Genomic DNA, 23,543 nt, shown 5'->3' on the forward strand with positions numbered 1-23,543 from the left:
GACTATTATCTAAGCAGTTTTTTACTTGACGAATAAATGTTATAAAAGTACAATGTGACTTTTTGTGTAAGGGCACTAGCCACTGCTTTATCAACTTTTCCGGAAGAGACTATGAAGAAACGTCAGATTTTTATCCCCCTGCTCACCGTTTTTACCGTTGCCGTCCAGGCGAATGACACCGTATTGCGTATTTTGTGCGCCCCGCAGGACAGCGGTGCGACGATCTATGTCAACGGCAGTGTAAAGGGGGAGTGCTCGGAGAGTCCCCTCGATGTCTTCATCTCCGCCGGTCCGACGACGGTCGAGGCGAAAAGGATGCCCGATCCGGAGCATGAACAGATGTTCACAGAGCGTTTCACCGCCATAGCCGGGGTGGCCAAGCGGGTCAAAGTGGTGCTCTCCGCCCCGCAGCTGACACAGGCAGCCCTGCAGGCCCGGAAGAGGGCAGCCTTCGAAGCGACATTGAAGTCGGCCGAAAACGGCGACATGGCCGCCATGGCCAAAGTGGCCGAGCTCTACGATGCCGGTACCGGGGTACGCCGTGACGCGGGGCAGGCGAAGATGTGGCGTGACAAGATCGAAGCGGTCAGGGCTTCGCAGGATTTGAAAGCCGCCGAGAGCGGTAATCTCGATGCCATGCTCAAAGTCGTCGAGCGTTACAAGCAGGGCAAAGGTGTGGCACGCGACCAGGCCAAGGCGACGGCATGGATGGATCAATACGAAAAAGGCAAGGAAGCGGAGCGGCAGCGACTGGCGGCAGAGCAGCGCCGGCAGGCGGCCGCCCGCCGCCAGGCTGACAAAAAGGCGGCATTGGAGCGCGCTTCCTATACGAAATATTTTGATCAGGCCGTTGCCGATATGGCACGGGAGCGTGACCCGTTTGCCGGACTCTCATCCGCGACGTTATCTCCTCTGGCCCTTATTTTTGACCTCACCTCCCTGCCGACACGTTGGATGGAGCGGCGCGAGATCCAGAAAAAATACGCGGCACACCCTGCCGCCTGGGCCAAACCGGGCTCCATGCTGGCCCGGGCCTATCATACCGGCTCCGTAGCGTCTGTGGGAACCTTCGCGGCCCGATGAGATGGCTTTCGGCCCTGCTGCTTCTGCTGCTGGGCGGTTGTGCCTTTCGTGATCCGGCACCTGATGCGCCGCTGCACAGTCTCAGCCTCCGGCAATGGGAGACGCTCGCGACCACTTTGCAACAGGTTCCGGACCCCCTGCAGCGTGCCATCCGGGAAGAGGCCCTGCCGCGTCTGGCCATCTCTGCGCGTAGTACACAGACCGATGTCGGCAGTGAGTACAATGCGACGGAGACCCTGTCGGATCTGATCCAGCAGAGCCGTACACCCCTGCTGAGCGCCGACGAGGAATTCCGCCGGCGTCTTGCACTGCTCGAGGCCTCGCCTTCGCCGCAGCACGCCTTTGCCGATGCGCTGGCCGGCTTCCTGCTGGAGCCGGATTACCCCTGCCGCCACCCCGTTTACAGCGCCTATTTCCAGGCGCGGTACGGATTGCCCGTTCCACGTTGTACGGAACCGCTTCCTTTCCTGGTGGTCAGCCGGACAGAGGGCCTTGTTCCTTTCTGGCTTGCACCGGAGCGGCTCTATGCCATTCACCTGCTCTTTGCCGGCGAGGGGAGTGCAATGGCTTCGCGTTTCGGCCACGTCGCCCTGCGCCTGGTCATCTGTCCCGAAGGTGAAACGTCGCCCGAGGCATGCGAGAGCAATCTCTACGGACACCTGGTGCTGGGATACATGGCGCATATCGACGAGTTTGAACTCAATAGCGTCAAGGCCCTCAGCGGCGCCTACAGGGCGCACCTCTTCGCCTTTCCCTTTATGGATGTCTACCGCGGGTATGCCATCGACGAGTTCCGAGAACTCTATTCCCTGCCGTTGACGCTGAACAGGGCGCAGCTTCAGACCCTGTTGCGGCAGCTTGATGAGATTCACTGGCGCTTTGAGGGGGATTACAGCTTTTTCAGCCGCAACTGTGCCACGCTGATGCAGATGACCCTGCGTGCTCTGCTGCCCGGTTACACGGAGCAGCCGATCTCGGACGATGACTATCTGCGGCCCGACACTTTTTTCGAGGCGATGCGGGAGACGCCCCTGGTGGAGGGGGAGCGACTCGCTTCTTTGGCGCAGGCCGAAGAGGGCGGTTACTATTTTTCCAGTACCGAAGGGTACTATGAAGCGGCCCTCAAAGCGGTGCTTGCGGGCATGACAAGCCCCGCTTTCGATGACATTGACACCTACCTTGCACGGCCGCCTGAGGTACGGTTTGAGACCATTGCCGGCGACCGAAATTACCGCGAACGCCTCGGCCGGGAGCCGCACCTCCTCGAGGCGCAGATCCTTTTGGAGGAGCTGGCCCTGCTGCGCGGGGAACGACGGCTGCAGGCCCTGGGCAGCCGCTACCTCAATGATTACGGCGATCAGCTCCAGTCCGCTGAAACCCTGGAGCCGCTTTCCGGTGACGACCGTGCGTTTTTCCGGGCCTGTTTTTTACAGTCGGTCCGGCTGGTAACGGCAGCATTCCCGACACGCCGGGCCATCCCGGACCGGCAGAGCACCCTGCCGTCACTCCCCCGACCGGCCCTCTGCCGTGAAGAGGGCGCCCCGGCCAGACTGAATGCCATACTCACCGCGATCAACCGGCCGGGAAGTGACCAGTGGCAACAGCTCATATACACTACCCGCCTGCTGGATGAAACCACCGGCAACATCCTCAAACTTCAGGAGATTCCCTATGATACCCCCATCCGCTAAAGCCTCTATCGGCCGTTTTTGGCAACTGCTTTCCCTGCTCGCTCTACTCTTTTCGGTGCCGTCTGTTTCGCCGTTGCACGCAGCCACGGATGTAAGCAAGCAGCAGCGTATGCTTCAGATGCTCGATCAGCTTGACCAGCTCGATAAGATGGATTTCGATGACGCGATCAGCGAAGCGGAGTCGTGCATCATCGCACGCAACTTCAGATGCGCCAGGAAGCAGCTCGCCAAAGCCGAGAGCTATGCCCGCAGCGCCCAGGACAAAACGGTGCTCGAACACAGCCGGCGGAATCTCAAAGCCGAGATCCGCCAGGAGGAGCGTGAAGAGGAGGAGCGGATCGCGTTGGAAGAGGAGATGGAAGAGCTGCGCAAGGAGCAGAAGCGGGCCGAGCGCGAGTATGCCCGCCGGATGGCGATGGAAGAGGACGATTCGGCAGGCAGCTCCGGTATGGATTTCTATAACAGGATGATGGAGTCGGCAATGGAGAGCCGTCGTATGCTTGAAAAGGCTGACCGCGACACCTATGCCGCTGTACGCAAAACGAATGAAATGATGGCGATGAAGCAGCGCGAGGATGAGTTGGCGGCCCGCCAAAAGCGTATGGATGCCGCCCGCCAGGCGCAGCAGCGGGACTATGAAAGGCGTCAGCGGGAGCAACGGGCCGCGGAAAAACAGCGCCGGTACGATCAACAGCAGAAGGATCTGGAACGTAAACGGCAAAAGCTGGCGAATGCCGAAGAAGAGCGTAGTCGCCAAAAACAGGAGAGACGCCTGGCCAGTGCGGGCAGCGCTTCGGCTACAGGTGCTGGGGGCACAGGGACAAAACAGTATACATGTTACCTGGTCTACAGCGAGACGATGGCCGCGAGCCAGCCGCATCTGAAAAAAGTGGCCGTCATTGACTATGAACATTGTGTTTTTTCGCATCAGACGGGATCGGTAACATGCAAACCCGTAGACTATCCTGCCTACATCTATGCGGACAACCATTTCACACATAGCTGTAACAATCGCAGTGCATTTGACAGTATCGGGGGCGTCTTCGACTCCGTGAAAAATTCGCATAGACAGAGTGCAGGAAAACACAACTACTCCACCAATGAGAAATTGACACGGTATTGATAGGACGGTTGCATTTGCCGGCTTGATTAAATCAAGAAAGATTGATATAGTTTCGGCTGATTCACACCCAAGGATGCTCCCATGCTGACGGCGGCCCTGCTTTTTCTTATTACCCTCCTCTTCGTCATCTGGCAGCCCAAAGGGCTCCAGATCGGGACGACGGCCGTCATCGGCGCCGTCATCGCCGTCATTCTCGGCGTCGTCAGTGTCGATGACGTCTGGACGGTGACGGGAATCGTCTGGGACGCGACGCTCGCCTTTATCGGGATCATCCTCCTCTCCCTCGTGCTCGACGAGATAGGCTTTTTCGAGTGGGCGGCGCTCAAGATGGCAAAGCTTTCCGGGGGCAGCGGCAACAAAATGTTCGTCTACATCCTGCTGCTGGGTGCCCTGGTGGCGGCCTTCTTCGCCAACGACGGGGCGGCGCTCATTCTGACACCGATCTTGCTTGCGAAGATGAAGCACCTGAAAATGAACCCCGTCGCCGTGTTCGCTTTCCTGATGGCGGGGGGCTTTATCGGCGACAGCGCCTCCAACCCGCTGGTGATCTCCAACCTCACGAACATCGTGACCGCGGGCTACTTTGACCTTGGGTTTTGGGAATACGCACAGGCGATGTTCCTGCCGAACCTCCTCAGTATCGCGGCGTCGATCATCGTGCTCTGGCTCTATTTCCGCAAAGATATCCCGCTCAAGGTCGACGTCTCCGAACTCCCCGAACCCGCCACTGTCATCAAGAACATGACGATGTTCCGGCTCAGCTGGGGCTTTCTCGCCCTGCTGATGGCGGGGTACTTTATCGGCGACCGCTATGAGCTCCCCATCTCCCTCTTCGCCCTGGGCGGGGCGGTCGTTTTCCTCTTTATCGCCGACTACTACAAGGCGGTCAAACCCATCATGACCGTCAAGGCGGCACCGTGGCAGGTCGTCTGGTTCTCCATCGGCCTCTACGTCGTCGTCTACGGGCTGAAAAACGCGGGGCTGACCGACTACCTGGCCGATGCGGTGACGGCGATGGCGGCACAGGGAGAGGCGGTGGCGGTCATCGGGACCGGCTTCCTCTCCGCCGGCCTCAGCGCCGTGATGAACAACATGCCCACCATTATGATCATGGACATTGCCATCGCCGACGCGGGGCAGAACGCCCTGGCCTACGCGAACATCCTCGGGACAAACCTGGGGCCGAAGATGACGCCGATCGGCTCGCTGGCGACCCTTCTCTGGCTGCATGTGCTTGCCAATAAAGGCGTGAAAATAGGGTGGGGGGAGTATATGAAAGTCGGTCTTGTTATTACGCCGCCCGTGCTGCTGGCGGCGCTGGTCGGGTTGCTGGGGTAAAGTGCTCTATCAGGTCTTGATGAAACGCTCTTGTGGATCTTTTTAATTAGAGACTCTCATTGGTCTGTTTGATCTCATCTTTACATTGTGTCATAGAAACAGGCTTGAGTACATGTGTTGCAAAGCCAATGCCTAGATCATTGATCATATCAATGTAGCTTGTAATACATGTGATCTCATTTTTTTTGATTGTGACTACTAACTCATCAGATGGTGTCACTAATGTGTATCGACCTGCCGGGAGACTTTTTGAAATAAAACTGGCATTTCGGAGTGTTCCAATGACTTCAAGACTATGTTTGTCTTTAATATCATAGCTCACAACAATGCCGGTAAAGCGATCCGGTCGATAGATGTAAAGAAGGCCGTTATCATTTATCGGTTCTTTAAATGTTGTGAATGCTTCACCTTTGCCTGCACATCCTGAAAAAACAAATAAAACAGAAAAGCTTAGAAAAATATAGAACAGACCTCTAGACATTATCACCCTTGTATTTCGAGAATATTCTGTATCGAACAGAAATTAGTGATTAAATATTATATTAAAATACTTTAGAACAAATTTAGATAAGTAATAGAGGCATCTATGATGGGGAAATTCTCCTCTGCTTTGGCTTTGTGTATCTAAATCGTACAGTGTTTCTTGTGGATCTCTCTGTTTTTGGGGCAGGGGCCAATAGCCGTGCTGCTGTTTTGAAAGAGGGGTTTGTTCCCCTTCTTTTTACGACTCACCATTTAGTGCCTCGCATGTATTGCGCTTTAGCGCTTATGCTCGCACAAAGAAGAAACCGAACCCGAAAGAAGAAAGTGCGAAAGGCTGCCGCTTTCGGGAGATTCCAAGCGTCACAGGTCCGCTCGACACGCTAATTTTCATTTCGGCCTTGACGGAAGAAGCGGATTGCCGCATGCTTCTCTTAACTCTTAACTCTTAACTCTTAACTCTTAACTCTTAACTCTTAAATCGTGCAGTGGTCCTTGTGTATTTCCCTGCTTTTGGGGTAGGGGTCGATGGAGAGGAGGAAGACCGGGAGCAGGAGCAGGTCGGTGGCGAGCGACAGGGTGATGAGCTCGGCGCCGAATTTGCCGATGTCGCGCAGGTTCGGTACCGATGTCATCAACAGCGACGCGAAGAAGATGACGAGGACGAAGGCGCCGATGACGACGGGAACGGCGCCGTAGAAGAAGGTGATCTCCAGGGCGTGCTTGCGGCTGCGGCCGAAGAAGCGGGCGCGGAAATACTTGAAGGCGAAGTGCACCGTCGCATCCGAGCCGAGCCCGACGGAGATGGACATGGCAATGAGCATCTCGAGGTTGACGGGGGTGTCGAGCAGCTCCATGGCGAGGCCGAACCAAGCGATGGGGATGGCGTTGGTGATGAAGCCGATATAGATCATCCTCCCCGACCCGAAAATGATCCCCATGATCAGCCCGATGATGACGAGGGCCGTGAAGAGGGAGGCGGCGAGGACGACGATCTGCTGCTGTTTGGCGCTGCGCACGAGGGTCTGGACGTCGCTGAAGTGCAGGGGAAGGGCTTGATAGCCGCGCAGGTAGGTCAGCAGCGCCGCCGTATCGACCCCGGGCTCCATGAAGAGGGTCAGTTTGAGCGTCTGGCGCTCGTCATTGAAATAGCGCTGGTTGAGGTCGTACATGTCGATGAAGAAGAGTGCGCGCAGGATCGCCTGCTCGTCCATCGGTTGGCCGGGCGCTTCGGCCTGGTGGATAAGGCGCAGCAGCGATGCCACGCTGTCGACGCGCTTGACGCTGTCGAAACGGCCGGTCAGCTCGGAGGCGAAGGCATCGATCTTCGCGATGGTGCCGGTATCGATATCCTCAAAGGGGACGGTGAGCACGAGCGTCCGGCCGCTTTCGCCCGGGGAGAGCAGCAGGTCGGAGCGGGTCAGGAAAAGGCTGAGTCCCAGCAGGAGGATGCTGATGGTGGCCAGATTGAGCAGGCGCAGGAGGCGGGGGTTGTAAGCGAGCTCCCGGCTGACGAAGTAGTAGACGGGCCGCGTAAAGCGCACACGCGGGTGTGCCACCCGGAAATAGCTGAGCAGGGCGATGAGCAGGGTCGTGTTGAGCAGGAGGGCGATGAGCGACGCGCCGATGATGCTGATGCTGAGCATTCGGACGATCTCGTTCTCCGAAAAGAGCAGCGTGCCCAGCCCTACGGCAGTAATGACGGTGGTCCAGAGTGCCGGCGTTACGGTACGGTTGAGCGATTTGAGCAGGGCGCGGTGGGAGTCGTCTCGGTACTGGGTGACATGCCAGCGATAGTAGAAGTAGAGAAAGTCGACCAGGGCGATGGCAATGATGATGAGCCCCAGGGCGAGGGGCAGCTCATGCAGTCCCGTGATGGCGTAGATCAGTTCGAAGGTGAACAGCAGGGTGGCCGAGACGATGACGAGCGCGGCAAAGGCGGAGACATAGTTGTGGAAGATAAACCGGAAAAAGAGGATGATGGCCAGGAGGATCACTCCCAGGTAGAGTATCGTCTGCCGGTAGCTGAAGGTGCTGTCGGTCGCATCGAGCGTATAGGCGAAAGGGATGGAACGCTCTGCAACGGCCAGCCGTTCGTTCCCGTAGAGGTAGTAGTCGAAGGCGTCGAAGTTCTCCGTGACGTAGCGGCGGTAGGCGTCGGGCAGGGCCCGGATAAAAGCGTAGGCCTGCGCGGCGGTCAGTTCGGAGAGGGGAAGCGCCTTGATGAGTGACGAGCCTTCGGTCGCCTTGTCGTTGTAGATGTAGCGGCTGCTGAAGAGCGAATCGACGTGCCGTACCCCTTCCAGGCGTGTCAACTCTGTATGGAGGGCCGCCAGTTTTACCTTGGTATCGTCGTCGAAGCTGTCGACGTAGACCCTAAGGTGCTGCACGTTTTCCGGCACGATCCCCAGGGCCTTTGTCATGGCCAGCTCCTGTGAACCCCCCAGCCAGAACCGTTCATCGCTGAGGACGAAACTGAAACGCCCCAGGAGGAGTGTCAGGAGTGCAAGCAGCAAGAACAGTGCGATTACGGCGGCACGGTTCCGGGTGACGAAGGTGACGTAGCGGCTGACTTTGGGGGTCTCTTGGTATCTCATGGCTGCTTCTTTTTGTCGAGGATGAGGTAGGGGCGCTTGTCAACGCCGATCTGTTCGGCTGCCTTCATGATACGGGCGACTTTGACGTGGATCGCCGGCGGGGTGAGGCGGTTGAGTTTGGGCAGGGGTGCACGTTTAAGCATGTAGTCGAGCATTGCCTCTTTGGGGCGGGGGGCGTTGTAGATGGCGTTGATGACGGCCCCGGATTTGAACATGGGGTGGGCGTAGAGAAAAAAGTAGTAGTGATAGCGTTGCTGCATCTTATCGCTCTCCGTGATCATCCCGACGAAGTCCCTCGAATGGGGGCAGCGCGGATCGATAAAGGCGTAGACGTCCGTCGGCCCTTCTCCCAGTTCAATGGCGTCGCCCCTGATGGTGAGCAGAACCGGGAGTACTTCCTCCAGCGGTTTTTTGGCGGTTGCCCCGGCGGCATACGGGGCGGTGAACAGCAGGACCGAAAGGAGGCTGAACAACAGAAGTTTCATGTTAAGTGACGATTATAGTATACCTTCTTCCCATTTACTCGTATTAATAGAACAAATAGGTGGCAGCGGCACGGTTTCGTTAACCTAAAGTGCTACAATTATAGGCAATTAAACGGCTGCAGGAGAGAGCATGGACCAAATTTACAACCTGGCGATCATCGGGGCAGGCCCGGCGGGGATTGCCGCCGCGGTGGAGAGCTACCTCCTGGGGATGCGCGACATCATCATCCTGGAGAAGGGGCAGAGCCACAACGAGACGATCCGCAAGTACTACAAAGACAACAAGCGTGTCGATAAGGACTGGCAGGGGCAGAAGGTCGAGCTCGACGGCAACATCTACTTCATCGACGGTACCAAAGAGAGCACCCTTGACTTCTTCGATGAGGTGTTGGCGAAGCACTCGGTCAAACTGCAGACGCAGACGGAGGTGCAGAAGATCGTCAGAGGCGACGACGGCATCTTTGACGTCATGGTTCCCGGCGGCAGTATCCGCGCCCGTTATGTCGTCGTTACCATCGGCCGCATGGGCAAACCGAACAAACCCGACTACAAGATCCCGCCTTCGATCCGCAAACAGGTCAATTACACCCTCGACGACGTGACGGAGAACGAGAAGATCCTCGTCGTCGGCGGCGGGGATTCGGCGGTCGAGTACGCCGTCGACCTGGCCGGGAAAAACGATGTAGCCATCTGCTACCGCCGCGCGACATTCCGCCGGGCCAATCCGACGAACCAGACCGACATCGCCAACGCCATCGCCCACGGCGAGGTGCGCCCTATTCTCAACACGAACATCGAAGGGCTTGAAGACGATGGGGGCAAGGTGAAAGTGATTTTCGAAGAGCGCGACTCTGAGAGCTTCGACCGCGTCATCTACGCCATCGGCGGGACGACGCCGAGCGCTTTTCTCACCGGATCGGGCATCGGCATCGAAGAGGGGTGCCCGGTGCACGATGAAAACTACGAGTCCAATGTATCGGGCATTTTCGTCGCCGGGGACATTACCCAGGAGCGCGGAGGCTCCATCGCCCTGGGGCTCAATCACGGATTCTATATCGCGCGGCACATCCTCGACAACGACAAGACGCTGCGGCGTGATGACGACGTTATCAAGCGGTTGGACTAGAGATGTTTGTTCCCCTTCTTTTTTGCTTGTCCAAAAAAGAAGCCGAACCGGGAAGAAAAAAGGACAAATAGCTGCCGCTCGCGGGACATCCCATTCCCCGGTGATCCGACTGACACGCTAATGACCTTTTCGGACAGAGAAAGATTAAAAAGCGCGGTTTAGCTGCGCGTGGGCACGCCGCCGAGGCGAACACAGCGTTAGCGTAGAAAGCCGGACTTGTTCGGATTTCGTATTAATGATTAATAAAACACTGCAGATGTATACCCCACGACGTTGCTCGTATCCTTGGTCGCCCAGCTGCTGGTACGGTAGTCGAGGAGTTTGACCTTCAGGTCGTCGTTCTGCGCGGCGATGAGAACCCCCTCGACCCCGATGGCCCCGCACGCTTCGCATCCCGAGTGCATCATGGAGGGTTCGCGTTTGTCGATGGCATTCAGGCAGATATTGTCGAGCTTGTTCGCCTCCTCCTCCGTATAGAAGTGGCTCAGGTCCGTGCTGATGACGACGACGTTCTCCTCGTCTTTGAGCAGATCGGTAATGATGCCGCCGAGGGTGTTCGGGTCGAAGGCGCCGTAGACCATCTCCACGACCTCAAGCTGGGGGGCGTAGTGCCTGATGAAGGGCATCTGCACTTCGGTCGAGTGCTCCATGTGCATCGCGGGCTCGAATGCCAGCCCGTATTTCTCCTTTAGCTGCTCCGCATATTCCCTGTCGATGGTCAGTGCCCCAAGCGGCGTGGAGAACTCGTCAAAGAGGGAGACGCTCATCCCGTGAAAGGCGACTCGGTGCGAAGGGCCGATGACGATGGCACGTCTGGCACTGCTGTGGCGCAGCTGCTCAAAGGCCAGGTGTGCGGTGAAGCCCGAATACATATACCCCGCGTGTGGGACGATCAGCGCCCGCGGCGTTTCGGGAACGTCGACGTTCCCCATCTCCTCGAACGCTTTGAAAAAACGTTCGATCTCCGAAGCCTGGGCCGGGTAGAAGGTCCCGGCATGTGCGGTTGTGCGTGCGCTCATCATGCACCTCCCATCTCTAACGGGGCATCCTCGAAATGCTCCGCCTGGTAGGTGAAGATCTCGGGATGGTGGTTGAGGACGTCCGTCCCCAGGCCGGCCTTGAGGCCGAGGTGGGCGAAGAAGGTGTCGAAGTCGGGCAGCTCCTCCCACACCTGCGGCAGGAAGGTTGCACTGCGTCCCCCCAGCTGCAGGATGACCCCGTCGACGTTCGGGCGGATCTTGCGCCGCAGGTCTGCGGTATCGTCGTAAGGGAGATTCTCCGGAACACTCAGGAGCGATACCTCCACACTGCAGCGGCGGTATTCACGGTCGGTCAGTGCCGAAAAGCGGGGGTCGCTGAAGGCCGCCGCTTTGGCATTGGCGATCACATCTTCGTAGAGTGAGGTGTGCGGCACGATGGAACCGATGCAGCCGCGCAGTGCCGTTCCCCCGATCTTGAGGGTAACAAAAGTGGCACGGGGCTCATCCAGTTCCGGGAATTGTGCAACCAGTTCGGCTTTGTCGAACGGAAAAGGTTCACCGAACACCGATGCGATCGCTGCGCGTGCAAGCTGCAGCAGGAGGGTCTGAAGCGTCATAGCCGTCTCCTTTATGCCATATCAGATGATTATAGCACAAAAAGTGTTACCAGGGGTGACAGGTTATCCGTGGAGCTCTTCCGCCGGCATCCGGACGATATGAAGCAGTTTGATAGCGATCATGACGACGATGACTTCGAAGAGCGAGGCGAGGATCAGCGCGTAGTAGTGGAGCTTGTCGATGCTGTTGTTGGTGTAGGCGAGGGTCGTGATGGCGATAAGGAGCGTCAGCGGCATGGCGTGGCTGAGGCCGATGCGCAGGGCGTCGCGCCACCCCATCGCGGGGGCGAAGATCTGTGCTGCAATAAGGCGGATCGCGATCATCAAGAAGGTGACCATCAGCGCCTTGGAGATCAGCCCCTCCATCATCAGGGCACTGAGGTCGAACGTTGTGCCGATATAGATGAAAAAGAGCGGAACGAGGAAGCCGAAACCGAAACTGCCGAGTTTCTCCGGAAGCTCATGCTTATGTTCGAAAAAGGTGGGGATGAACATCCCGGCGATGAAAGCGGCAAAGGCGAGTTCGAGGTCGAGGTAGAGCATGATGGCGACGAGCAGGAAGAGGATGCCGATGGAGAGGCGGACGTCCTGTTCGCGGTTGTCCACATGGGGCATCAGCATGGTTGCCACCTCGGGGAACCACCAGAAAAAGAGCTGCAGCAGCTTGAATACGAGCATGATAATGACGATAAAGAGCACCAGCGAACCGATGGTCTTGAACAGCCCGATACCGTCGCCGTATTCGAGGGCGGCGGAGGAGACGGTGAGGATGGCGATGGAGACGACCTCGCCGATCCCCCCGGCCAGCATGGCGAGGCCGAGCCATTCGGCTTTGCCGTACTCCTTGTTGAGCGCGGCGACGAGGCCGACGGAGATCAGCGGCAGCAGTACCATGAAGATGCGGCCGAGCTCAAAGTACCACACGGCGATGCCGGAGAGGGCGTAGAGGGCCATGAGGTAGAGGGTGATGCGGCGCAGCACGGTGCGGTCCATACGCCAGAAGGTGCGCAGGTTGATCTCCATCCCGGCGAGGAACATGAGAAAGAGGAAGCCGACCTCTGCGATGAATTCGAAGAAGTGGCTGCCGTGCAGCAGTCCGGCGAAACCGAAAAAGGCGCCGAGGATGATCTCGATCGGCGTCGTGGGGATCTTGAAAAGCTTGGCGAGAAAGGGGGAGAACATGATGATCAGCGCCAGGGTGATGATGAGCGTGATATCATGATCCATAGGTTACTCCCCGACTTTGTCCGCGACGGCGAGGCCGAGACTGCGCAGCATCTCGAGGTCGGTATTGCGGTCGCGTCCTTCGGTCGTGAGGTAGTTGCCGACGACGATGGAGTTGGCGCCGGCGGCGAAGATCTCGTGCTGCCGCTCCCCGAACATCAGTTCCCGTCCGCCCGCGACCATGATGCGCTCGGCGTCAGGCAGCATCTGCCGCGTCAGGGTGATCAGCTCCAGGGCCTCATCCGCCGTGAGGGGGTTGGGGCGCAGCGGCAGGGCCGGGTTGTGGTGGTAGAAGTTGATGGGCACGGAGACCGGGTTCAGCTGCTGCAGGGAGGTGAGCATACTGATGCGGTCCTCCTGGCTCTCGCCCAGGCCGAAGATCCCGCCGCTGATCAGCTTGAGGCCGACGGCATTGACGTTCTCGCAGGTCTCGAACCGCTCGTCCCAGGGGTGGGTGGTGCAGATCTGCGGGTAGAACTCCCGGGAGGTCTCCAGGTTGTGGTTGTAGGCTTTGATCCCGGAGCGTTTGAGGGTTTCGAGCTGGGCAACGGAGGCGGTACCGTTGCAGGCGATCAGGCGCAGCCCCGGAACCTCCGCGTTGACAGCCTCGGCGACTTCGCAGACGAAATCGAGGGTACGGTCGTCCAGCCCTTTGTGCGCCGTGACCAGGCAGAAACCCAGCGCGCCGGAGGCTTTGGCTGCTCGGGCCTCTTCGATGATATCGGGGACGGGCTTTTGTTTGTAGCGGGCGATATCGGCCTTATAGCGGACGCTTTGGGAGCAGAACTTGCAGTCTTCGCTGCAGGTACCGCTGTTGATGTTGCTGATGGCGCAGAGGAAAACCTTTTCGGTCATTCCGATTCCCTTTCGAAACTGAAGTGCCGGGCATGGAAGGTCTCCTCTTCCAGCGGCCGGCTGTACTGTGTGACGTTGAACGCGTCATCCGTGATCTCTAGCATAGCACATTCCGAAACCGGTTTGGAACGCGCGCAGGCTTCGCCGGGGTTGAGGTAGAGCGTCCCGTTTTTAAAATCGCACTCGAAGGTGTGGGTATGGCCGAAAAGCACGATGCTCGCATCGGCACTCATGTAAAAGGGGAGGTGCATCAGCTTGAACTTGGTCTTGGCCAGTTTGAAGTAGTGGGGCTCCTGAACCAGGCTGTAGCGGTTATGGACCGCGGCGAGGTGGGGGTCGTTGTTGCCGTAGACGGCGACGTAGCGTTTGCCGCTGTTTTTGAGCTGCTGGAGCATCTCCTCTTTGACGATATCGCCGCAGTGGATCAGGAACTCCGCACCCTCGGCCAGCAGGTGGTCGATCACCTGCTGTGAGTAGCCGACCTTTTTATGGGTATCGGAGAGCAGCCCGATTTTCATAATGCTTTCCTACACCAAAGGAGCAAAGCCCCTTTAGTTACGCTAACGCTGTGTTTGTCCTCGCTGCGCTGCGAAATTCCGCTGTGCTCCATGCTTCGGCAGCAGGCGCCCTGAAGGAAGTGCCCCCGGGGTGCCCACGCAGCTTTGCTGCTCCCATAATCTCTGTTGTACAACATGATTATTCGGTTTCCTCGATCGGGGTGCGGTGTTTGCACTTGACGCACTCATAGACCTCTTTGCCGCGGTAGGTGCGGCGGGCGAGGACGCCGTCGCATCCCTCCTGGTCGCATTTCTTGTCGGTGGGCTCGAACTTCGAGATGAACTTGCATTTGGGATAGTTTTCGCATCCCCAGAAGGCGCCGCGGCGCGACTGGCGGAAGAGGAGCTTGCCCCCGCAGTCCGGACAGGGGACCGCCGCCTCTTTCGGGGCTTCGAGCGGGCGGGTGTTCTTGCATTTCGGGTAGGCGCTGCAGGCGAGGAACTTGCCGTTGCGGCCGCTTTTGATGACCATCGGGCTGCCGCATTTGTCACACACCTCGTCGGTCGTTTCCGGTTCGGCGGCGGGTTTTGCCTCGCCCCCCTCTTCGGTGACCTGCTCGGTGTATTTACATTTGGGGAAGCCGCTGCAGGCGATGAACTTGCCGTAGCGGCCCGAGCGCATCAGCAGCTCCGAACCGCATTCGGGGCAGTTGCGCCCTATCGGCTCGGCCATCTTGAGGCTTTTGATCTCTGTTTTCCCTTTGGCGATCTCTTCCATAAAGGGGAAGTAGAAGTCGATGAGGACCTTCTGCCAGTCGTGGTGCTCGTCGGCGATCTTGTCGAGGACCTCCTCCATGTTGGCGGTGAAGTTCGCGTCGACGATCTCCGGGAAGTGCTTCTCCAGAAGTTCGGTCACGGTAAAGGCGACTTCGGTCGGGACGATCTGGCGTTTTTCAATGTTGATGTAGCTGCGCGCCTGCAGCGTGGAGATCGTCGGTGCGTACGTTGACGGACGGCCGATCCCTTCGGCTTCGAGTTTCTTAATCAGGCTCGCTTCGGAGTAGCGTGACGGCGGCTCGGTGAAGTGCTGGGTCGGTGCGATCGATTCGAGGGCGATGCTCTGCCCCTCTTCGAGGGTCGGGAGCAGTTTGTCCTTGTCGTCGGTACCGAGGACTTTGTAAAAACCGTCAAAGAGGAGTTTGCGTCCCGTCGCACGGTACTCGGCACTTTCGCTCTTGAAGGTGATGGACTGCTGCTCGAACACGGCGTCGGTCATCTGGCAGGCGAGGAAGCGTGTGTAAATGAGGCGGTAGAGCTTCAGTTCGTCGGGTTTGAGGTACTGCGCGGCGACCTGCGGCGTGAAGTCGAGCATCGTCGGGCGGATCGCTTCGTGGGCCTCCTGGGCCCCCTTTGCCTTTTTGCCGTAGGCTTTGGGGGATTTCGGAAGGTACTTTTCGCCGTAGGTCTTGACGATGGTGTCGCGGGCCGCTTCGACGGCCTCTTTGGCCATATTGAGGGAGTCCGTACGCATGTAGGTAATGACCCCGGAGGTGCCGCTGGGTGTTTTGACCCCTTCGTAGAGGGTCTGGGCCAGCATCATCGTCTTTTTCGGGGAGAAGCCGAGCTTGCTCGACGCCGTCTGCTGCAGGGTCGAGGTCATGAACGGCGGCGGCGTGGAGGTCTTGCGCTGCTTGGTCTCGATCGCATTGACGCTGAAGGCTTCACCGCGGATACGCTCGGTCATCGCCTCGGCCATTGCCTGGTTCTTGATGGCGAGCTTGTCGAGTTTTTCACCCTCGTAGCTGTAGAGGTTGGCGTCGATGCCCGGGGCAAAGANCCCCGTACGCATGTAGGTAATGACCCCGGAGGTGCCGCTGGGTGTTTTGACCCCTTCGTAGAGGGTCTGGGCCAGCATCATCGTCTTTTTCGGGGAGAAGCCGAGCTTGCTCGACGCCGTCTGCTGCAGGGTCGAGGTCATGAACGGCGGCGGCGTGGAGGTCTTGCGCTGCTTGGTCTCGATCGCATTGACGCTGAAGGCTTCACCGCGGATACGCTCGGTCATCGCCTCGGCCATTGCCTGGTTCTTGATGGCGAGCTTGTCGAGTTTTTCACCCTCGTAGCTGTAGAGGTTGGCGTCGATGCCCGGGGCAAAGACGGTATCGATGGTCCAGTACTCTTCGGGTGTGAAGGCCTTGATCTCCCGCTCGCGGTCGACGATGATCTTCAGTGTCGAGGACTGGACGCGGCCGCCGGAAAGCCCTTTTTGGATCTTGGAGCTCAACAGCGGGGAGAGTTTGTAACCGACGATGCGGTCGAGCAGGCGGCGGGTCTGCTGGGCGTTGACGCGGTCCATGTCGATCTCCCGGGCCGTCTCCAACGCGTGCGCGATGGCCGTTTTGGTGATCTCGTGGAAGACGATGCGCGGCAGGGCGGCGGGGTCCTTTTTGATCGCATGGGCAATGTGCCATCCGATCGCTTCTCCTTCGCGGTCCTCATCGGTCGCGATATAGATTTCATCCGCTTTCTTTGCCAGTTCCTGGATCTGTTTGACGGTGGGCGCATTCTCCTTGGAAACGCTGTATTCAGGGGTGAGCGTACGTGCTTCTTCGTCGACTTTGATGCCGAAACGGCTTTTGGGGAGGTCGCGGATATGCCCCTTGGAAGCGATGACTTCGTACCCTTTTCCGAGGAAGTTCTTGATGGTTCTTGCCTTGGCCGGGGACTCTACGATAATCAGTTTCAATGAGTTTCCTATATATATAGTATTGGCGATTTGAGTTCGCAAGTGTAGCGAAAAAAGTTTTAACGCTGCGAAGCCGGATTGCGGGATTAAGGCAGAGGCAAGTTTGCCGATTGTTCCTGAGGAGGTGCAGGCCTTTGAAGGCGGCGGTTTTGTATAATGGTCGGATATTATGACAGGGGGAAGTATGGAGCTGACAGAGAATCGCCTCGTTGACGAGGCCCGGCGGGAGCCGGTAAAGAACGCGTTTCGTCTCGGGTGGGAATTCGTGGAGCGCAACCGCACACTGGCTTTGACGACCCTGGCCGCGTTTATATTGCTCTCCTTGCTGGAGCTGATCCCGCTGCTGGGAGTGGTCGCCGCCGTGGCGCTGGGCGTGTTCGCCCAGTCGGTACAGATCTATGTCGGGCGCACCTTGGTCAACGCCGACAGTATCAACAGTTTTATCACTACGGCGGAGCAGACGACTTTTACCGCCTTTATGACCCGCTACCAGGCCCCGGCGTTCGGGGCGTGGCTGGCCTGGTTCGTGATGGGCATGGGGTTCTTCCTGCTCTGGATGGTACTGGTACTCGCCGTGGGCATCGACCCCGGTACGCTCGAAGATCCCGCCTACGACGAGGCGCAGATGATCGCCTTTGCGGAGGCGATGGGCATCAGCGTGCTGCCGATGCTGATCGTCGGGATGCTGATCGCCTATGTCTACCCCATCGCCCAGGGACGGGTGATACTCTCCGACACTTTCGGTGAAGCGTTCAAGGCGGTGTTTTCGGTCTTCACGCCGGCGGTGTGGCAGGCGGCGGCCCGGGGGGAGTACTTCCGCTTCGTCTTCTACCTGGGACTTGTTTTCATGGGAATAGCCGCGCTCGTCATGGTGCTGGTACTGATCCCGCTGCTGGGGCCGGTCGTGGTGGTCTTCTTGACGGCCGCGCTCTTCTACCCCGCGATGATGATTCTCGGCATCGCCAACGTGCTGGCGCTGCGGATCGCCGTGGGGGACTAGAAACGGCATCCCCGGTAGGCGTAGCGTTCCGTCGCTTCGCGCACGGCCGCCGCGACCTGCCTGACCTCTTCGGCGGTCAGCCTGTGGTGGCAGGGCAGCTGCAGCAGGGCCTTGTAGAAATCCTCCGTCACCGGTAAACGGACCCCCTCCTCTTTGAACGCCGTCGTCTTGTAAAGCGGTTTGCAGCAGACGACAGCCTCCACTCCCGCACCTTCCATCCCGGCGAAAATATCCTCTTTCGGGCAGTAGAGCTGCGGGGTCAGCAGGATGGGGAAGCTGGCCGGCGCGTCATCGGGGCTGAGCTTCATACAATCGAAAAGGGTGGAACTGCGCAGCGCTTCGCCCAGCAGGGCGCTGTTTTCGCGTCGGCGGTCGCAGGCGGCCTCCAGGTGCTGCAGCTGTTCCAGGGCCACGGCGGCGGCGAGGATGTCTAGGGAAGATTCGGTGCCCCGGACGGGCAGATCGTAGTTCCAGAGGCTGCCCGGTTTCCGGCCCCCCTCGCGGCAGCGGCGTGCATGGGCCGCGGCCGCCCCGTCGTCGGTGAGCAGAAAGCCCGTGGGGCTGACGCCGTCGGGCATCAGGGGCGCGAGGGACCAGACGGCGCTCCCGGAGCTGTGTACCGGGAGGAGAGAGCCCGTGGCATCCTCGATCAGTGCAATCGTTGCCGGGATCTCCGGAACCGCCGCACGGATGCCTGCAAAGTGCGTGAAAAGGAGGGTGTTTGTCTCCGAATCGATGGCCGCTTTGAGGGAGGCGGGGATCAGGACGCCGCCGAGACCGATGTCGGCATAGTGCGGATGCACCCCGCTACGGGCCAGCGCGCCGGAGCGGTGCGGCGGGGCCATGGGGTCGGTAACGACCGTTCCTCCCCCGTCCGCAATGAGGGCGGCTTCTAGGGCGGAGGCGGGGGAGTCGAACGCCACGGCATGGGCGCAGCCGTGGTAGTCCGCGACGGCGCGCTCCAGGCGGGAGGGGGCTTTGGGGTCGAGTGCGAAGGTTCGCGCTGCAAGAAGGTCACGCTCCCTTTCCCCCGCCGAGAAGGGGATCGGTGCGGAGGTACCGCCGGGGGTACTCATTGTTTCGGCGACTCCATGGCATCATCGAGATCGGCATAGCGGGTCTCGTCTTTGGGCTCGGGTTCCGCTTCGATGACGAAGTGGCTGTGCTGCACTCCCCTTTGCGGCGTCACGGTCCGGGAGGAGCGTTTGCGAAGGAGATAGCGTTCGGTACGGTAGCCGCCGAAGAGGAGCGTCCCGAGCAGGGCCAGGACAAAGCTGCCGATCGCCCAGGTCTTGATATAGGCGCGCCACTCCCCCTGCCAGACCGTCTCGATCAGCAGCAGGATATCAAGTTCTCCCGTGACGAGAATCAGGAGTGCGAGAAAAAAAGCATAGGGGGCGATCAACAGCAGGACAAAAAGCAAAAAAGGATTGACATTGACGGGATGCCCCGCCATACGTGAACGCTCCAACTCCATGGCCGTCATTGCTGCTCCTTGCGTGTGTAAGTCTATAATCATAGCATAGCTGCTGTTGTTTAACGGTTTTTGTGCAGAGGGATGGGGGATGCGGAAAACGTACATCTCTTAAGCAATTTCTAAAGTATATGGAGCTATAATTTCGGCCTCTTAACTGAATGGTCCCATAGCTCAGTTGGTAGAGCACCACCTTGACATGGTGGTGGTCACAGGTTCAAGTCCTGTTGGGGCCACCATTCTTCCAAACAACATTAAATCCTTTCTTTTATATGATCCTTTAACGAAGTTCCATAGGAAAATGCGCTAGAATCACGCCAATATTTTCGGACGTCTTCGGGTGTCCCGTGACAAAATGAATGTTAGGAACAGAGATTGATGGATGCTATTGCACTCAAACATAACGACGATATCATTGATTTGCAAACCGCCGAGGCCCTCGGAATCAGCGGGGAAGCGATCGCACTGGATAATTCGGACGACGCCCTGGAAGTGTTGCGCCACTCCACGGCACACCTGATGGCCCAGGCGATCAATTCGCTCTACACCAATGCCAAATTTTTCGTTGGTCCCGTCGTCAAAGAGGGATTCTACTACGACTTCAAAGTCGACGAAGAGATCGGCGAAGCGGACCTGAAGGCGATCGAGAAAGAGATGCTCAGACTGGCGAAGAAGAAGTATGACATCGAACGCTACGAGATCTCCATGGAAGAGGCGAAACACAAATTCGGCAACGACGAGCTGAAACTCGATGTCCTGAAGCGGATCCCGGAGACAAAAGTTTCCATCTACAAGCAGGGCGATTTCGAGGACCTCTGCCGCGGTCCGCACCTGCCGAGCGTGCGCCATATCCGTCACTTCAAACTGACGAAGATCGCCGGGGCCTACCGTGGCGGCGACAGCAAGAACGAGATGCTGACCCGTATCTACGGGATCGCCTTCGCGGACAAAGAGAGCCTCAAAGCCTACCTGGACCGCATGGCGGAGGCGGAGAAACGCGACCACCGCAAGATCGGCAACGAGATGAAGCTCTTCACTTTCCGCGAAGAGGTCGGCGCGGGCTTCCCGATCTGGCTGCCGGCCGGCGGGCGCCTGCGTTCCCGCCTGGAGGGGCTGCTCTTTAAAGCGCATCGCAAGCGCGGCTACGAGCCGGTCCGCGGGCCGGAGATGCTGCGTTCGGACCTCTGGAAGACCTCCGGGCATTACCAGAACTACGGCGAGAACATGTATTTCACCAACATCGACGAGATCGAGTTCGGTGTCAAGCCGATGAACTGCGTCGGCCACATCAAAGCCTATGAACACGATTTGCACTCCTACCGCGACTTGCCGCTGAAGTACTTCGAGTACGGTGTTGTCCACCGCCACGAGATGACGGGGGCGCTGCATGGGCTCTTCCGGGTTCGGGAGTTCACACAGGATGATGCGCACATCTTCTGTACGGCGGAACAGATCGAGGAGCAGATCATCGAAGTCATCGATTTCGTTGACAAGATCATGCAGACCTTCGGTTTCGAGTATAAGATGATGGTCTCTACCAAGCCGGAGAAGGCCGTCGGCGACGACGCGGTGTGGGAGATCTCAACCAATGCGCTGAAAACGGCGATGGAGAAACACGACCTCGCCTATGAGATCGACGAGGGGGGCGGGGCCTTCTACGGGCCGAAGATCGACATCAAGATCACCGATGCCATCGGACGCGAGTGGCAGTGCGGTACGGTCCAGCTCGACTTCAACCTGCCGGAGCGTTTTGCACTCGAATACACGGGCGAAGGCAACGCCAAGGTACAGCCGGTGATGATCCACCGTGCCATTTTAGGTTCATTTGAGCGATTTATTGGTATATTGACAGAGCATTACGCTGGGGAATTCCCGATGTTCGTCGCACCGACGCAGGTGGCGATCATCCCGATTGCCGAGACACACAACGCTTACGCGAAGGAACTTTCCGACGCGCTGATGGATATCGGCGCCGATTCGGAGATCTTCGATAAGAACGAGAGTCTGAACAAACGGATCCGTACAGCGGAAAAAGGACGGGTGCCTATGATCATCGTTATCGGTGATGAAGAGGTAGGCAATAAAAAGGTGGCGGTACGCGACCGCCGCGAACGGACGCAGTATGAGCTCTCAGAAACGGAGTTTATCGGGCTGATCCAAAAGAAAATTAATGAGGTACATTTTTGAGTAAAAAACAAGACCGCGTCATCATGAACGATGACATCCGAGCTCACGAGGTACGCTGTGTAGTAGACGGCGGAGAGGCACTGGGCATCGTCCCGACAGAAGTCGCGATGGACAAAGCGAATGAGCTCGGACTCGATCTTGTTCTGATCTCCCCGACGGCGAAACCGCCGGTTGCGAAGATCATGGATTACGGTAAATTCAAGTACCAAGAAGAGAAGAAGAAAAAAGAGGCCAAGAAGAAGCAGGTCAAGATCGAGGTCAAGGAGATCAAACTCTCCGTCAAGATCGCCGAGAACGACGTCGGCTACAAGGTCAAACACGCCCGCGAGTTCCTCGAAGAGGGCAAACACGTCAAATTCCGCGTCTTCCTGCGCGGCCGCGAAATGGCCCACCCCGAAGCGGCGAAGGATGTCCTGCTCAAGGTGTGGCCGATGGTCGAAGACATCGGCGTCATGGACAAAGAACCCCGCCTGGAAGGACGCTACTACAACATGCTCGTCCTGCCGAAAAAAGACGACAAGAAGAAATAATCCTTCCTCTTCCGCCGGCATCTGCCGGCATCTTTCAAACACGCTATTCCAATTTAACGCTTTTTACGCTATAATCGCGTCCTCATTTTATACCTGCAGGTGTAAATGTCGAGATTACAGAAAGGATGCACGATGCCAAAGATGAAATCGGTCAAGGGCGCTGTCAAGCGTTTCAAGGTCAAGAAAAGCGGCAAAGTCAAACGCGGTACAGCGTTTCGCAGCCACATCCTGACAAAACAGGATGCCGGTACACGCCGTAAGCAGAACACGCCGAAGTATCTGACAAATACAGATGCCAAAGCCGTCAAAGAGATGATCGCGTAAGCGGTCCAACAGATCACTCTCCAGTCCAGACTGGGCAAGTCCGCACAGCGGCACCCGGAACATTGAAAGAGATGAACGGGTAAAGAAAGGAAAAGAATATGCCAAGAGTAAAAACGGGTGTCGTCAGACGCCGTCGTCACAAAAAAGTACTGAAACTTGCACGCGGTTTCTACAGCGGCCGCCGCAAACACTTCCGCAAAGCGAAAGAGCAGCTCGAGCGCAGCCTCGTTTATGCTTACCGTGACCGCAAGCAGAAGAAACGTGACTTCCGTAAACTGTGGATCGTTCGTATCAACGCGGCATGCCGCCTCAACGATATGAACTACTCTACGTTCATGAACGGTCTGAAAAAAGCAGGCATCGAGCTTGACCGTAAAATTCTTGCCGATATGGCGATGAACGACGCAGCGGCTTTCTCCGCCGTCGTCGCACAGGCCAAAGCGGCACTGTAATCTTCCGGGGCTGCGGCCCCGTCCCTCTTTTTCCCTTTTAGACAATCTTCTGTACAATTGATGACCCTTCTTCCGAGGAGCATCCATGACCCATGCACTTCATTCCCCCCTCACAACCCATCTGATCAACCGGCTGCGTGACGCGATGACGGACGCCGAGCAGTTTCGCCGCCTGGTGAAGCAGCTGACACTGCTGCTGGCCGATGCGGCGTTCAAGAGCGATGACCTGAAACCGGTGCCGCTGGGCACCTGGCAGGGGGAGGACGACTATGCGCTGGTCGATGAGTCGGAGATCGTGCTGGTGACCATCCTGCGTGCGGGGCTACCGATGCTCGATGCCGCCATGGAACTCTTCCCGAAGGCGGCCTCCGGTTTCCTGGCGATGAAACGGGATGAAACGACGCACGAAGCGAAGCTCTATTACGACCGTGTCCCCGACTGCCGGGGCAAGCATGTCGTCGTTGTCGACCCGATGGTGGCCACGGGCGGGTCGCTGATCGATGCGGTGACGCTGCTGCGGAAAAAAGCACCCGCGAAGCTCACATCGCTGCATATCATCGCCTCCCCAGAAGGGGTGGCGAAGGTGACCGAAAGCCATCCGGATCTTGCGATGTTCATCGCACAGATCGACCGTGGTCTCAGTTCGGAAAAATTCATCCTCCCCGGCCTCGGCGATGCCGGTGACCGTGCATTTAATACACTCTAGCTATATATAATCGCATATTTTAACAATCTCC

At 58.0% G+C, this 23,543-nt stretch carries 21 protein-coding genes, 1 tRNA gene and 2 pseudogenes; 12 read left to right on the forward strand and 12 right to left on the reverse strand.

Features of this window, described 5'->3' with window-relative positions; genetic code table 11:
* The first annotated feature begins 111 nt into the window (after positions 1–111).
* From ACXWTF_RS01960 to ACXWTF_RS01975, 4 genes are all read left to right on the forward strand, one after another.
* Positions 112–1,083, forward strand: a complete 972-nt coding sequence (locus ACXWTF_RS01960) for a hypothetical protein (protein WP_461713362.1) — start codon at positions 112–114, stop codon at positions 1,081–1,083.
* A complete protein-coding gene (locus ACXWTF_RS01965; protein WP_461713363.1) occupies positions 1,080–2,774 on the forward strand; it encodes a lipoprotein N-acyltransferase Lnb domain-containing protein in 1,695 nt (564 codons plus the stop codon). The genes ACXWTF_RS01960 and ACXWTF_RS01965 overlap by 4 nt, the downstream gene beginning before the upstream one ends.
* Positions 2,775–2,883: 109 nt before the next feature.
* Positions 2,884–3,897 carry a hypothetical protein gene (locus ACXWTF_RS01970; protein WP_461713364.1) on the forward strand — a complete coding sequence of 338 codons (1,014 nt, stop codon included), beginning with the start codon at positions 2,884–2,886 and terminating at the stop codon, positions 3,895–3,897.
* Between the two features lie 81 nt (positions 3,898–3,978).
* Positions 3,979–5,235 (forward strand): arsenic transporter, encoded by a 1,257-nt coding sequence (locus ACXWTF_RS01975; protein WP_461713365.1) that lies wholly within the window; start codon positions 3,979–3,981, stop codon positions 5,233–5,235.
* 46 nt (positions 5,236–5,281) lie between these two features.
* Here the strand turns inward: ACXWTF_RS01975 and ACXWTF_RS01980 are convergent, their stop codons facing one another.
* The 3 genes from ACXWTF_RS01980 to ACXWTF_RS01990 form a co-directional block, all read right to left on the reverse strand.
* Entirely contained in the window at positions 5,282–5,716 is a 435-nt protein-coding gene (locus ACXWTF_RS01980) for a hypothetical protein (protein WP_461713366.1), read from the reverse strand.
* A gap of 475 nt (positions 5,717–6,191) precedes the next feature.
* Positions 6,192–8,312 (reverse strand): RND transporter family protein, encoded by a 2,121-nt coding sequence (locus ACXWTF_RS01985; RefSeq protein ID WP_461713367.1) that lies wholly within the window; start codon positions 8,310–8,312, stop codon positions 6,192–6,194.
* Positions 8,309–8,797, reverse strand: coding sequence for a thioredoxin domain-containing protein (locus ACXWTF_RS01990; protein ID WP_461713368.1), 489 nt, complete (start codon positions 8,795–8,797; stop codon positions 8,309–8,311). The genes ACXWTF_RS01985 and ACXWTF_RS01990 overlap by 4 nt, the downstream gene beginning before the upstream one ends.
* A 130-nt stretch (positions 8,798–8,927) precedes the next feature.
* On the opposite strand from ACXWTF_RS01990, the gene ACXWTF_RS01995 reads away from it, so the two are divergent.
* Positions 8,928–9,923 (forward strand): NAD(P)-binding domain-containing protein, encoded by a 996-nt coding sequence (locus tag ACXWTF_RS01995; protein ID WP_461713369.1) that lies wholly within the window; start codon positions 8,928–8,930, stop codon positions 9,921–9,923.
* A 239-nt stretch (positions 9,924–10,162) separates the two neighbouring features.
* Here ACXWTF_RS01995 and amrB read toward each other — a convergent pair whose 3' ends face one another.
* From amrB to ACXWTF_RS02030, 7 genes and pseudogenes are all read right to left on the reverse strand, one after another.
* Positions 10,163–10,942: an AmmeMemoRadiSam system protein B gene (gene amrB, locus ACXWTF_RS02000; protein ID WP_461713370.1), complete on the reverse strand. Its 780-nt coding sequence runs from the start codon at positions 10,940–10,942 to the stop codon at positions 10,163–10,165.
* Positions 10,942–11,520: an AmmeMemoRadiSam system protein A gene (gene amrA / locus ACXWTF_RS02005; RefSeq protein ID WP_461713371.1), complete on the reverse strand. Its 579-nt coding sequence runs from the start codon at positions 11,518–11,520 to the stop codon at positions 10,942–10,944. Before amrA ends, amrB begins: the two co-directional genes overlap by 1 nt.
* Before the next feature lie 63 nt (positions 11,521–11,583).
* Entirely contained in the window at positions 11,584–12,747 is a 1,164-nt protein-coding gene (locus ACXWTF_RS02010) for a cation:proton antiporter (protein ID WP_461713372.1), read from the reverse strand.
* A 3-nt stretch (positions 12,748–12,750) separates the two neighbouring features.
* A complete protein-coding gene (locus ACXWTF_RS02015) occupies positions 12,751–13,599 on the reverse strand; it encodes a biotin synthase (RefSeq protein ID WP_461713373.1) in 849 nt (282 codons plus the stop codon).
* A complete protein-coding gene (locus ACXWTF_RS02020; RefSeq protein ID WP_461713374.1) occupies positions 13,596–14,117 on the reverse strand; it encodes a metallophosphoesterase family protein in 522 nt (173 codons plus the stop codon). Before ACXWTF_RS02020 ends, ACXWTF_RS02015 begins: the two co-directional genes overlap by 4 nt.
* A 178-nt stretch (positions 14,118–14,295) precedes the next feature.
* Positions 14,296–15,921: pseudogene (gene topA / locus ACXWTF_RS02025) on the reverse strand (type I DNA topoisomerase); the annotation flags it as partial.
* A gap of 15 nt (positions 15,922–15,936) precedes the next feature.
* Positions 15,937–16,839 (reverse strand): annotated as a pseudogene (locus ACXWTF_RS02030) (DNA topoisomerase); the annotation flags it as partial.
* 184 nt (positions 16,840–17,023) lie between these two features.
* Here ACXWTF_RS02030 and ACXWTF_RS02035 point away from each other — a divergent pair.
* On the forward strand, positions 17,024–17,839 hold the full coding sequence (locus ACXWTF_RS02035; protein WP_461713375.1) for a hypothetical protein: 816 nt from the start codon (positions 17,024–17,026) through the stop codon (positions 17,837–17,839).
* Here the strand turns inward: ACXWTF_RS02035 and ACXWTF_RS02040 are convergent.
* A complete protein-coding gene (locus ACXWTF_RS02040; RefSeq protein WP_461713376.1) occupies positions 17,836–18,915 on the reverse strand; it encodes a DegT/DnrJ/EryC1/StrS family aminotransferase in 1,080 nt (359 codons plus the stop codon). The two genes, ACXWTF_RS02035 and ACXWTF_RS02040, sit on opposite strands and share 4 nt — an antisense overlap.
* Positions 18,912–19,325, reverse strand: coding sequence for a hypothetical protein (locus ACXWTF_RS02045; RefSeq protein WP_461713377.1), 414 nt, complete (start codon positions 19,323–19,325; stop codon positions 18,912–18,914). Before ACXWTF_RS02045 ends, ACXWTF_RS02040 begins: the two co-directional genes overlap by 4 nt.
* A gap of 151 nt (positions 19,326–19,476) precedes the next feature.
* Here ACXWTF_RS02045 and ACXWTF_RS02050 point away from each other — a divergent pair.
* The 6 genes from ACXWTF_RS02050 (at position 19,477) to upp (ending at position 23,512) form a co-directional block, all read left to right on the forward strand.
* Positions 19,477–19,552 (forward strand) — tRNA-Val (locus ACXWTF_RS02050).
* Positions 19,553–19,691: 139 nt separating this feature from the next.
* Positions 19,692–21,500 (forward strand): threonine--tRNA ligase, encoded by a 1,809-nt coding sequence (gene thrS, locus ACXWTF_RS02055; RefSeq protein ID WP_461713378.1) that lies wholly within the window; start codon positions 19,692–19,694, stop codon positions 21,498–21,500.
* On the forward strand, positions 21,497–22,030 hold the full coding sequence (gene infC, locus ACXWTF_RS02060; RefSeq protein ID WP_345985891.1) for a translation initiation factor IF-3: 534 nt from the start codon (positions 21,497–21,499) through the stop codon (positions 22,028–22,030). The genes thrS and infC overlap by 4 nt, the downstream gene beginning before the upstream one ends.
* 132 nt (positions 22,031–22,162) lie before the next feature.
* Positions 22,163–22,354 carry a 50S ribosomal protein L35 gene (gene rpmI, locus ACXWTF_RS02065; RefSeq protein WP_231020065.1) on the forward strand — a complete coding sequence of 64 codons (192 nt, stop codon included), beginning with the start codon at positions 22,163–22,165 and terminating at the stop codon, positions 22,352–22,354.
* 98 nt (positions 22,355–22,452) lie between these two features.
* Positions 22,453–22,806, forward strand: a complete 354-nt coding sequence (gene rplT / locus ACXWTF_RS02070; protein ID WP_345970534.1) for a 50S ribosomal protein L20 — start codon at positions 22,453–22,455, stop codon at positions 22,804–22,806.
* An 85-nt stretch (positions 22,807–22,891) separates the two neighbouring features.
* Entirely contained in the window at positions 22,892–23,512 is a 621-nt protein-coding gene (upp, locus tag ACXWTF_RS02075; RefSeq protein ID WP_461713379.1) for a uracil phosphoribosyltransferase, read from the forward strand.
* The last annotated feature ends 31 nt before the right edge of the window (positions 23,513–23,543 follow it).

The sequence above is a fragment of the Thiomicrolovo sp. ZZH C-3 genome (assembly GCF_054862725.1).

Excerpts from the sequence above, each read along its gene's own strand:
- ACXWTF_RS01970 (WP_461713364.1), top strand. The coding sequence starts at position 2,884 with ATGCTTCAGATGCTCGATCAGCTTGACCAGCTCGATAAGATGGATTTC.
- ACXWTF_RS01990 (WP_461713368.1), bottom strand. The coding sequence starts at position 8,797 with ATGAAACTTCTGTTGTTCAGCCTCCTTTCGGTCCTGCTGTTCACCGCC.
- rpmI (WP_231020065.1), top strand. The coding sequence starts at position 22,163 with ATGCCAAAGATGAAATCGGTCAAGGGCGCTGTCAAGCGTTTCAAGGTC.
- ACXWTF_RS01960 (WP_461713362.1), top strand. The coding sequence starts at position 112 with ATGAAGAAACGTCAGATTTTTATCCCCCTGCTCACCGTTTTTACCGTT.
- ACXWTF_RS01985 (WP_461713367.1), bottom strand. The coding sequence starts at position 8,312 with ATGAGATACCAAGAGACCCCCAAAGTCAGCCGCTACGTCACCTTCGTC.
- ACXWTF_RS02010 (WP_461713372.1), bottom strand. The coding sequence starts at position 12,747 with ATGGATCATGATATCACGCTCATCATCACCCTGGCGCTGATCATCATG.
- ACXWTF_RS02040 (WP_461713376.1), bottom strand. The coding sequence starts at position 18,915 with ATGAGTACCCCCGGCGGTACCTCCGCACCGATCCCCTTCTCGGCGGGG.
- ACXWTF_RS02045 (WP_461713377.1), bottom strand. The coding sequence starts at position 19,325 with ATGACGGCCATGGAGTTGGAGCGTTCACGTATGGCGGGGCATCCCGTC.
- ACXWTF_RS01980 (WP_461713366.1), bottom strand. The coding sequence starts at position 5,716 with ATGTCTAGAGGTCTGTTCTATATTTTTCTAAGCTTTTCTGTTTTATTT.
- ACXWTF_RS02035 (WP_461713375.1), top strand. The coding sequence starts at position 17,024 with ATGGAGCTGACAGAGAATCGCCTCGTTGACGAGGCCCGGCGGGAGCCG.
- ACXWTF_RS01995 (WP_461713369.1), top strand. The coding sequence starts at position 8,928 with ATGGACCAAATTTACAACCTGGCGATCATCGGGGCAGGCCCGGCGGGG.
- rplT (WP_345970534.1), top strand. The coding sequence starts at position 22,453 with ATGCCAAGAGTAAAAACGGGTGTCGTCAGACGCCGTCGTCACAAAAAA.
- upp (WP_461713379.1), top strand. The coding sequence starts at position 22,892 with ATGACCCATGCACTTCATTCCCCCCTCACAACCCATCTGATCAACCGG.
- amrB (WP_461713370.1), bottom strand. The coding sequence starts at position 10,942 with ATGAGCGCACGCACAACCGCACATGCCGGGACCTTCTACCCGGCCCAG.
- ACXWTF_RS01975 (WP_461713365.1), top strand. The coding sequence starts at position 3,979 with ATGCTGACGGCGGCCCTGCTTTTTCTTATTACCCTCCTCTTCGTCATC.
- amrA (WP_461713371.1), bottom strand. The coding sequence starts at position 11,520 with ATGACGCTTCAGACCCTCCTGCTGCAGCTTGCACGCGCAGCGATCGCA.
- ACXWTF_RS01965 (WP_461713363.1), top strand. The coding sequence starts at position 1,080 with ATGAGATGGCTTTCGGCCCTGCTGCTTCTGCTGCTGGGCGGTTGTGCC.
- ACXWTF_RS02020 (WP_461713374.1), bottom strand. The coding sequence starts at position 14,117 with ATGAAAATCGGGCTGCTCTCCGATACCCATAAAAAGGTCGGCTACTCA.
- thrS (WP_461713378.1), top strand. The coding sequence starts at position 19,692 with ATGGATGCTATTGCACTCAAACATAACGACGATATCATTGATTTGCAA.
- ACXWTF_RS02015 (WP_461713373.1), bottom strand. The coding sequence starts at position 13,599 with ATGACCGAAAAGGTTTTCCTCTGCGCCATCAGCAACATCAACAGCGGT.